Below are 9969 nucleotides of genomic sequence, written 5' to 3'. Positions count from 1 at the left end.
TTTTCTCCGGGCCGGGCGGTGACGATCACCTCGGTGATGGTGTCCTGGCCGGTGGGCGGAACCGGCGTTTCCGCCTGTCCGAATGTCGCCCAGACGATGGCGGCCGTCGACACGCAGACGACCGCGCTCACGCGCGTCTTTCGCAAACCTTCCTCCCTTGATGTCTTTTGTTTTATGTCCGGCCGGGTTGCGCCGGCTCAGCCGAAGCGCCAGCGCCGCGCCGGTTCGAACCCCGGCTTGGCGGCGATATGTTGGATGTCGAACCAGATCGGCAACCGGTACCGCACGTAGAAGGCGTGCGTCAGGGTCTGCTCGAGGTCGAGATCGTCCAGGACGCGGATCTCGACCCCGCCCTCCTGTTCCTGCCAATGCCGGCAAGCCGCGAGGCAGGCGTCAATGTCCGCCGCCGTATCCAGATGGAAACCCAGATGATCGTCACCGGGGGCCGAACTGGGGGTGTCGGACTCGCAGATGAACAGGAACTGGCTCGCTTCCTCATCCGTCGTCAGGATGAGGTGGGGTGTCTCCAGGCCGGGAAAAGCCCCCTGGCGGAAGCCGAAGATGGTGGTGAAGAAACGCACCACGTCGGCCCCATGGGCCGCCACGAAGCCACGCTGGACGGTCAATTCCATATGATTGAACCGAAGCACGGCGCAGCCCTCCCTCCCCAAGCGGCGACGCCTCATTGGACGTCGCGTCATTGACGCTAGGGGATTGGAGATGCTGGCACAATCACCCCTACATCAGTATCGCATGAACGATACTGACGGCTTCGGCCCGCTCATCGCATAGCCGATTTAAGGGGGTGGATCACGCCGACAGTCGGTGGGCCGGGGGCTCCTGGTGCTGGTGCTGGCGGGAGGCGAAGACCAGATGTCCTTCCTCCACCACCTGGGCCGCCAGGGAATGCGGCACCTGCAACGCGCTGCGGAAGTCGTCAACGCCCGCCACCGTGACCTGGCTCCTGATCCCCAGCCCGGACAGGACGTTCTCGGCGAAGGTGCCATCCCACAGCCGGCGGGAGGCGTCATTGTCCAGGACGATGAAAAAGTCCCAGTCGAAGGAACCGGGTTCGTCGGAACTGGAGGCCGTCATGTAAATCCGACGGGGGGCCAATTTATCCACCAGCGCCCAGATCGCCTGGGTGACGCTGGCCAGCCGTGTGTTGTCGTGTTCAACCCTGTTCATGTGCCCATCCCCTGGCTCTCGAAAGGCCAAATATCCTCGACGACCGTCGGCATGCGGTAGCGACGATCACAAAAAGTGGAATCCGGCAGAAATCATCCATCCCCTCCCAAGAGAGAGGCGGCATACAGTTCCAAGCAGAGGACCCGTTATAGTGAGAAAGGGGCCCTATTTTCCTCCCTACGCTTCCCGTCCCGTCGATTTCATCGCACAAGGGTCGTCTCAGCGTCGTGGGGCACATTCTTCGGCACCCCAACCGTATACCCAATATTGCAATGGGCACTGTCGATCCAATAGGTGCATAATCAACATCCAAGGGGGGTGTTTTTAACAGGAGCGGGGCATGGCCGATTTCGTGACGGTGGGCATCGATGGGACCAGCCTGTCCAGCGTCGGAGCATTCCAGGATCTGTTTTCGCTCGTCCGCATTCGGGTGGAGGAACTGTTCCGCACCCGCGATCAATCGACCCTCATGTCCAAGGTACGGCTGCTGAAGCCAGGCGGCGGCAGTCTTCTCCTCGCCGATGGGCGGCGCCTGACCACCGATGGCGCGCTGGAATTTGGCCAAGGGCATGACCTAGTGCATGTGTCGAGCTTCATCTTTGACGGACTGGAAGCACTGGAAAATCGCCTCAGCGAAGCGGCTTCGGTTTGCGCCTGGCTGCGTTGGCAATACAACAGCGGCGCCTTGATTTCCGCCGGCGGAACCGCCCTCACCCTACTGGCCGCAGCGGGATTGCTGGGGTCGCTGGCGGTCCCCGTGCCCCGGCCCCTCGTCTCCTTCTTCCGGCAGCGCTATCCGCGTGTGCAGATCGACGAGCGCAACCCCATCGTTGAACAGGGTCGCTTCATCCTGGGCCGGGGATTAGGGACGGAGGTGGCTATGGTCAGCCGCGCCGTGGAACGGGTGACGTCGCGGCCCACGGGCCGGTGGCTGGGCCCGGTCATCGGGCTGGATGAGATGGCGGCGGATTTCGACAGCACCGACCCCCTGGTGGTGCAGGCCCAAATCTGGCTGGAGCAGCGCTTTGCCGAAGACGTCAAGATCACCGACCTGGCCAAGGCCCTGTCGGTCAGCCACCAGACCCTGATCCGTCATTTCGAGCGGCAGCTGAACACCACGCCCCGCCACTATGTCCAACAGCAGCGGGTGTCCGCCGCCAAGCACCTGCTGCGCCGGACCAACCGCACCATCGCAGAAATCGCCAACATGGTGGGCTATAACGACCTGCGCTCATTCCGGGCCGTCTTCGAACAGCACACGGGCATGAGCGCCAGCCGCTATCGCGCCGCCGGCGAAAGGGAACAGCCCCGGGACATGACTGCCCAGGGCTGACCATCACCAGCCGGGCCGTCCAGCCGCGTGGTGGGCCGCCAGCCAGGCGAAGACGAACGAGGCGGCGATGCTGGCGCCGGCGCCGGGATAAACCCGCCCCATGACCGACGCCGTCGAATTGCCGGTGGCATAGAGCCCCTCGACGACGGACCCGTCCGGGCGCAGCACCCGCGCATGCTCGTCCGTCACGATGCCGCCGGCGGTTCCCACATCGCCCGGAACCATCTTGAAGGCCAGGAAGGGTGCCTTCTCGATCGTGCCCAGGTTCGGGTTGGGCTTGGTGCGGGGATCGCCGAACCAATTGTCGTAGGCCCGTTCACCACGATGGAAGTCCAGGTCCTTGCCCGTTCGGGCAAATCCGTTGAAGCGGTCCACCGTCTGCCGCAAGGCGGCGGGATCCAGCCCGATGGCCGTGGCCAGGCTTTCGATGGTGGAGGCCGACTTCATATAGCCGCTGGATTTCCAATCGTCCGGCGTCTGTCCTGGCGGCTGGACACCCCAGGCGTAGCGCTGGCGGTGACGGCTGTCCATGATCACCCAGGCGGGAACGCCGGCCTTGTACAGGGCTTGGCCGTTGGCCATGTAGGACTGGCTTTCGTTCATGATGCGCCGGCCGTCCTGGTCCACCACGATGACGTGGGGCTTGGACAGGTCGGTCACATGCATGAAGACGGCGCCGTTCGGCGGCAGGGTGCCGGGCACCCACCAGGCCTGGTCCATCAGATCCAGGGCGGCGCCATGGGCCTGGGCGATCTCGATCATCTCGCCCGTGTCGCCGGGGTTGGCGTTGGTCCACTCGGTGGAAGCCGGCGACGGCCCGTATTTCTGGCGCATGGCCTTGTTGTGGGAGAAGCCGCCGGCGTTGATCAGCACGCCATCCCGCGCGCGGATTCGGCGGCGACGGCCATCCTGCGCCACCACCACGCCGATGATGCGGCCTTCCTCCTCCACCAAGTCGACGATGCCGCAGTTGGTGCGGATGGGCACGCCCTTGGCTTCCGACAGCATCAGCATGCGGCCCTGCAGCGCGCCGCCGTAGCTGAGGATGGGCTTGCCGGTCCTGGCCATGCGCCGCAGCCGCAACAGCAGCTTCACCCCTTCCCACATGCCTTTAAGCGTGCGCGTGGCCAACGTGATGTTGCGCGTCTGGTCCACGGGCAGCGGCACCACCATGGGGCCCATGCGCAGCTTGTCGAACAGTGGGCCCATGTCGCGGGCGTCCAGCATGGGCGCGGCCAGGGACCGGCTGCGGGCGCAGCCGCCGTCCAGCTCGTCATAATAATCGGACCAGCCCTCGGCGCGGATGAACTGCATTCCCTGACCTTCCAGGAAGCTGACCATCGGCGGCCCGGCCTTGAGAAAGGCTTCCTTGCGGGCAGGCGTCGAGCCGGGACCGGCGTCGTGGCCCACCGCCGCGTTGAGGTAGCGGCGCCCGGCCTCCTCACTGTCCTGGACGCCGAAACGGGCCTGCAGCGGGTGGTTGGGAATCCACAGCACGCCGCCGGACATGGCGGTGGATCCGCCGATCTTGTCGGTCTTCTCCAGGATCAGCGGCTGCTTGCCGATGGACTTCAGGTACAGGCCGGCGGCCATGGACCCGCCCCCGGAGCCGACGATCACGAAGTCGGCCGTTTCGTCCCACTGGCTCATCAGTTCTTGTCCCACAGATAGTGATGCAGGGTTTCGTGGAAGTTGCTGATGGCGCGCTCCTGCACCGGGCTGGGCCGCGCGCCCTTGAAGCCGCGGGATTTCATGCCCTTCTGCACCTCGCCCATGTTCTGGAAGTCCTGTTCCAGAATCAGGCCCCAGTCGACCTTGGCCCAGTCGGCGCCGTGCTCCACCGCCACGTCGGGGTTGGCGCCCTCAGCGAAGCGCTCGATGACATTGATCTCGAAGATGCAGCTGTCGGGGTCGTCGCCGTTGGGCCGCGCGCGGTAGAACAGCACGTTGGTCGGCTGCTGCAGGAAGACCAGGTTGGGGAAGATGTGCCAGTCGGTGCCGGCGGCGATCAACGTTTCCACCGGCACCTCGGGGAAGGGCCGGTTGTTCTTGGCCGCCTCCTCCCGATGGAATTGGGCGAAGGCGCCGTAGATGGCATAGGGGTCGGCGTCTTCCGGCAGTTCCACCAGGCGGGCGGCGGCGGCCAGCATCTCTTTCGTCGTGGTGGCCTGCAGGGTGTCCCAGATTTCCTTGTTGAACAGGTAGAGCCCCCGGCGCATGTCGCCCTTCGCCTCGCCCAGCCGCGGGCTGGGCAGGCCGTACAGCCGGTTGGGGGCATAGCCGAACATGCCGTGCTTGCCCTTGGCGGCGCTGTAGGTCATGTCGTCCAGATAGGCCAGCAGCTGGCGGTGCGTCGTCTGAACGTGATAGCCCTCGTTGAAGGCCTCCAACGCCACCTTCCAATTGCAGGGCATGACGATGCTCTTGCGCCAGACATAGCGCATCTTGTCGAACTCGAACGGATCGAGAATGGCCTTGGCGGGCTCCAGGAATTCCTCCAGGGGCTCGCAGTCCGGGTCCATGTTGATGAAGACCCAGCCGCCCCAGGTGCCAACCTTCACCGCCTGCAGCGTGATGTCAGCGTCCTGCAGGCAGTCGCCCCAGTCCTGACGGTCGATCACGTCCGCCGGCTTGCCGTCCAGCGTCCATTTCCAGCCATGGTACTTACAATGCAGGCGGGCAGTATGGCCGCAGCCCGCGGTCAAGCGCCGCCCTCGATGGGGGCAAACGTTGAAGTAGGCGGCGATGGCGCCGGACTTCTGCCGGACGACGGTGATGGACTCATCAGCGATGTCGTAGGTGTAGTAGTCGCCCGGTTGGGCGATCTCCTCCTCGCGGCAGGCCATCTGCCACACCCGGGGCCACAGCCGCGCCTTTTCCAGCCGGACGTATTCCGGCGCTATGTAGCTGGCGGCCGGAACGAAATCCGGCCGCACGTCAGGCCGGTCCTTGTCCAGTTTCGGCGCGTCGATCCTGTCGGTCATCGCCCTGTTCCTCCCTGATGTTCTGTCTTGTGCCGAATGCTGGGCCCATCACGCCGGCGCTTGCGCGAAGCGCCGGTCGAAGACCGTTTCGGCGATGCGGTTCAGCAGGATTTCGATGGTGCCGCCGGCGATCATCCAGCCGCGGGTCCGGCGCAGGCAGTATTCGACCAGCCCGTCCTCGCTGAAGCCGGCGCCGCCCATGATCTGCATGGCCTCGTTCGCGCAGTCGAAGCCCGCGCGGTTACAGGCGACCTTGGCGATGGCCGTTTCCTCCGCCGAGGGCAGGCCGGCGTCGGCATTGGCGGCGGCGCGATAGAGCAGCAGTTGAGCCGCGTCCAGCTTCACCTTCATCTCCGCGAACTTCCATTGCAGACCCTGGAAGTCGCACAGCAGGCGCCCGAATTGCTTGCGGGTCTTGGCATGCTCCAGCGCAATATTGTAGGCGTAGCGTCCCAGGGCCAGGCTGCGCGCCGTGTTGCCGATACGCTCCACATTGAAGCCGGCGATCTGCTTCTTGAAACCGCCGGGGCCCAGCAGGACCTTTTCCTTGGGCACATAGACGTTGTCGAAGAATAGCGGGTTCCATTCCTCGCCCGACAGGAAGCGGACCGGCTTGCCGAAGGTGAAGCCATCCTGGCCGCGTTCGATCAGGACGGAACCAATGTTGCCCGTGCCGGGGCCGTAGCGGACGTAGACCAGGAAGACCGTTGCGTGCAGGCCATGGGTGGTGAAGATCTTCTGGCCGGTCACGCGGAAGCCGTCGCCGTCGGGCACGGCCATCGTCGTCAGCTCGGTGACGGCGGAACCCGCATCCGGTTCCGTCATGGCCACGGCGATCAGCCCATCGCCCGTCAGCAGCGGCTGCAGATAGTCCTTCTGCTGCTGCTCGTTGGCGAATTGGGCGAAGGTGCGGATGGCGCCGAAGTTGCCAGCCTGGATCACGTCGGCTGAGCGGGGACAAACGGCGGCGATCTGCTCGATGGCGATCACCGCGTCCATGAGGGAGCCCCCGACGCCGCCCTTTTCCTCCGGCACGGTGATGCCCAGCAGGCCCTGCTCCGCCATCAGGCGGGCGACATCCCAGGGATAGTCATCGGCATGGGCACGGGCCAGGGCGCCGGCGGCCAGATGGCGCCGGGCGAACGCGGCCACGGAATCGCGGAACATCGACTGTTCATCGGTCAGATTGAAATGCATTGATCTTTCCATCACCTGGCAATTGGCCCAGCCGTCGCGGCGTTGAAGCCGCCGGGGAAGCCCGGGCCCGTCATGGACAGGGGTAGTCGACTTTCCTGAGAGCGGCGAATAACGCCAGCGCGGAGGTCAAAGTGTACGTATCCGCGATGACTCCACCCCGCCCTGGCCCCTTTCTTGACAGGCGAGGGGCCGAAACCGCTGGTGAAAGGCAAGCCGGCCCTGCTTCCGACACCGCTTAGCCCGTGTCCACAAGGCCGGCCCTTCCTCCTCACAAGCGGTGACACGGGGCCTAGGCCATGACACGCATCAACGAAGCGATCTCAATCCGCGTCGACGGAGACATTGGCGTCATCCTGGCGAACCATCCCCCGGTGAACGCCCTCAGCCACATCGTGCGGGAAGGTCTGGTCCACGCGGTGGAGGCCCTGTGTGCTGACGCCGCCGTCAAGGCCATCGTGCTGGCCTGCGAGGGCCGTACCTTCTTCGCCGGCGCCGACATCACGGAGTTCGGCAAGCCGAAGCGGGAGCCCTCCCTGCAGCAGGCCATCAAGGCGCTGGAAACGGCCCCCAAGCCCATCGTGGCCGCCATCCACGGGACGGCGTTGGGCGGCGGGTTCGAGGTGGCGCTGGGCTGTCACTTCCGCGTGATGGTGCCCACCGCCAAGGTCGGGCTGCCGGAAATCACGCTGGGCCTGTTCGCCGGTGCCGGCGGCACCCAACGCCTGCCGCGCCTGATCGGGCCGGAGAGAGCGCTGGACTATGTGCTGTCCGGCAAGCCCGTCAGCGCCGCCGAGGCGGTGGCGGCCGGCATCGTCGACGCCGTCATTGATGACGCACCGCTGGCCGCGGGCATGCGCCATGCCCGCGCCATCATCGACCAGAAACAGTCGGCCGTCCCCGTCCGGGACCGGACCGCGAAGCTGGCGGCGGCCCAGGCGGACCCGGCCGCCTTCGAGGCCAAGGCCAAAGCGCTGGCGCCCAAGGCCTTCGGCCCGCTGGCTGCCGCGGCCAACATCGCCTCGGTCCGCCGCTCCTTCACCCTGCCGCTGGACGAAGCGCTGGCGGAGGATGCCAAGGCCAACGCGGAGCTGATGGCCGGTCCGCAATCCCGCGCCTTGCGCCACCTGTTCTTCGCAGAGCGCGAAGCCGCGAAGCTTCCCCATCTTCCCGCCGACACCCGACCGCGTGAGATAGCGCGGGTCGCCGTGGTTGGCGCCGGCACCATGGGTGGCGGCATCGCCATGAGCTTCGCCGCCGCCGGCCTGCCTGTGGTGCTGATCGACGCCACGCGGGACGCCCTGGACCGGGGGATGGACCGCATCCGCGCCAATTACGCCAGTTCGGTAAAACGCGGCTCGCTCAGTGAAGCGCGCCGGAATGAGCAACTGGCCCTGATCCAGGGCACGACCGATCGGAAGGCCGCGGCCGACGTCGACCTGGTGGTCGAGGCTGTCTTCGAGAACATGGATGTGAAGGTTGAGATCTTCCGCGACCTGGGCGCCCTCACCCAGCCGGGCACCATCCTGTCCTCCAACACCTCCGCCCTGGATGTGGATGCCATCGCCGTTGCCAGTGGCCGGCCGCAGGACTTCGTCGGCTTGCATTTCTTTGCCCCGGCCAACGTCATGAAGCTGCTGGAGGTCGTCAAGGCCGCCGCCAGCAGCCCGGAAACCATCGCCACGGCCATGGCGGTGGGTCGGCGCATCGGCAAGGTCCCGGTGCTGTCCGGCAACTGCGACGGCTTCATCGGCAACCGCATCCTAGCCAAGCGGTCGGCGGCGGTGGAGCGCCTGCTGCAGCAGGGCGCCTTGCCGCAGGACATCGACCGGGCCATGCGCGGCTTCGGCTTCCCCATGGGACCGCTGGAGATCAACGACATGTCCGGCCTGGACGTGGGCTGGTCCATCCGCAAGCGGCGCGGCACGCCCTTCCCCATCGCCGATGCGATCTGTGAACGGGGCTGGTTCGGTCAGAAGACCGGCCGGGGCTATTACCTCTATGAGCCGGGCGGCCGTACCCCCCTGCCTAACCCGGAGGTGGAGGCGCTGATCCTCGACACCTCGGCGCGCCTGGGCATCCAGCGCCGCCCGCTGAGCGACGAGGAGATTGTGGATCGCGCGCTTTATCCGCTGATCAACGAAGCCGCCCGGGTCGTGGTGGACGGCATCGCGCTGCGGCCGTCGGACGTGGACGTCACCTTCGCCAATGGGTTCGGCTGGCCCCGCTGGCGCGGCGGCCCGCTGTTCCATGCCGACCTGGTGGGCCTGCCCAAAGTGGTGGAGCGGCTGACGGCCTTCCGCGCCGACACGGACGACCCGTCGCTGGAACCCGCCCCCCTGCTGCACGAGCTGGCGGCGGCGGGAACGACCTTCGCCGAGTGGCAAAAAGCCCGCACCTGAGGAACCGAGAGACCGGTGCCGTCCAACCGAGGCGGTGCCCCTGGGAGAACGAGAGAGATGGTTGACTACAGCAAGTACGAGTTCCTGAAGGTCGAGATCGATGGCAACGGTGTCGCCACCGTCACCATGAATGACCCTGAAAAGCTGAATGCCGTCGGGCCGGAGAACCACAAGGAACTGGAATATATCTGGGTGGACCTGGCCCAGGATGAAAGCATCAAGGCCATCGTCCTGACCGGGGCCGGCCGCGCCTTCTCCGCCGGCGGGGATATCAAGAAGATGGCCGCCCGCGCCGGCACCGAATTTGGGCTGAAGTACGCCCTGCGGGTACCGCAGAATACGCTGCGCATCTTCGAACACATGCTGTTGACGCCCCAGCCGGTGATCGCTGCGGTCAATGGCGATGCCATCGGCCTGGGCCTGACCTTGGCGCTGTTCTGCGACATGAGCCTGGTGGCCGACGACGCCCGCCTGGGCGACACCCACGTCAAGGTCGGCCTGGTGGCCGGCGATGGCGGCGCCGTCGTGTGGCCCCTGCTGGTCGGCCCGCAGCGCGCCAAGGAATTCCTGATGCGCGGCAAGGTGCTGAAGGGTGCGGAGGCCGCCGCCCTGGGCCTGATCAACTACGCCCACCCCCGGGAAACAGTCCTGGAGGAGGCGTTGAAGGTGGCGACGGAAATCGCCGCCAACCCCGTCTGGGCGGTGCGCTGGTCCAAGGCCGCGGTGAACAAACAGCTAAAGGCCCAGCTGAACCAGATCCTGGAGCTGTCCATCGCGTACGAATCCCTGACCATGCTAACGCATGACTACAAGGAGGCGGCGACGGCCTTCGCGGAGAAGCGCAAGCCCACCTTCGAAGGGTATTGAG

At 65.9% G+C, this 9969-nt stretch carries 8 protein-coding genes; 3 read left to right on the top strand and 5 right to left on the bottom strand.

The annotated features are described in order from the left end of the window. Nucleotides 1-197: 197 nt before the first annotated feature. On the bottom strand, nucleotides 198-650 hold the full coding sequence (locus tag I55_RS28145) for a hypothetical protein (RefSeq protein WP_145727923.1): 453 nt from the start codon (nucleotides 648-650) through the stop codon (nucleotides 198-200). Nucleotides 651-810: 160 nt separating this feature from the next. Beyond that, the gene (locus I55_RS28140) at nucleotides 811-1188 is read right to left on the bottom strand and encodes a hypothetical protein (protein WP_044564044.1); all 378 of its coding nucleotides are present in this window, start codon (nucleotides 1186-1188) and stop codon (nucleotides 811-813) included. Nucleotides 1189-1528: 340 nt separating this feature from the next. Between I55_RS28140 and I55_RS28135 the strand changes: the two genes are divergently transcribed. Continuing rightward, a complete protein-coding gene (locus I55_RS28135) occupies nucleotides 1529-2521 on the top strand; it encodes a helix-turn-helix domain-containing protein (RefSeq protein WP_044564043.1) in 993 nt (330 codons plus the stop codon). 3 nt (nucleotides 2522-2524) lie between these two features. On the opposite strand, the gene I55_RS28130 is transcribed toward I55_RS28135, so the two are convergent. From I55_RS28130 to I55_RS28120, 3 genes are read right to left on the bottom strand one after another with little or no spacing between them, the layout of a single operon-like run. Next, the gene (locus I55_RS28130) at nucleotides 2525-4171 is read right to left on the bottom strand and encodes an FAD-binding protein (protein WP_044564042.1); all 1647 of its coding nucleotides are present in this window, start codon (nucleotides 4169-4171) and stop codon (nucleotides 2525-2527) included. Beyond that, nucleotides 4171-5505, bottom strand: coding sequence for an SRPBCC family protein (locus I55_RS28125; protein WP_044564041.1), 1335 nt, complete (start codon nucleotides 5503-5505; stop codon nucleotides 4171-4173). Before I55_RS28125 ends, I55_RS28130 begins: the two co-directional genes overlap by 1 nt. A gap of 48 nt (nucleotides 5506-5553) precedes the next feature. Beyond that, entirely contained in the window at nucleotides 5554-6702 is a 1149-nt protein-coding gene (locus tag I55_RS28120; RefSeq protein ID WP_044564040.1) for an acyl-CoA dehydrogenase family protein, read from the bottom strand. Nucleotides 6703-6998: 296 nt separating this feature from the next. On the opposite strand from I55_RS28120, the gene I55_RS28115 reads away from it, so the two are divergent. Then, complete coding sequence (locus tag I55_RS28115; protein WP_085940134.1) at nucleotides 6999-9101, top strand: 3-hydroxyacyl-CoA dehydrogenase NAD-binding domain-containing protein; 2103 nt, start codon at nucleotides 6999-7001, stop codon at nucleotides 9099-9101. Between the two features lie 57 nt (nucleotides 9102-9158). Then, on the top strand, nucleotides 9159-9968 hold the full coding sequence (locus I55_RS28110; protein WP_044564039.1) for an enoyl-CoA hydratase/isomerase family protein: 810 nt from the start codon (nucleotides 9159-9161) through the stop codon (nucleotides 9966-9968). The last annotated feature ends 1 nt before the right edge of the window (nucleotide 9969 follow it).

It is taken from the genome of Azospirillum sp. B4 (genome assembly GCF_000333275.1).
Lineage (GTDB): Bacteria > Pseudomonadota > Alphaproteobacteria > Azospirillales > Azospirillaceae > Nitrospirillum.
The sequence above is the reverse complement of the archived record's forward strand: the minus strand, read 5'-3'. Positions and strand labels throughout refer to the sequence as shown.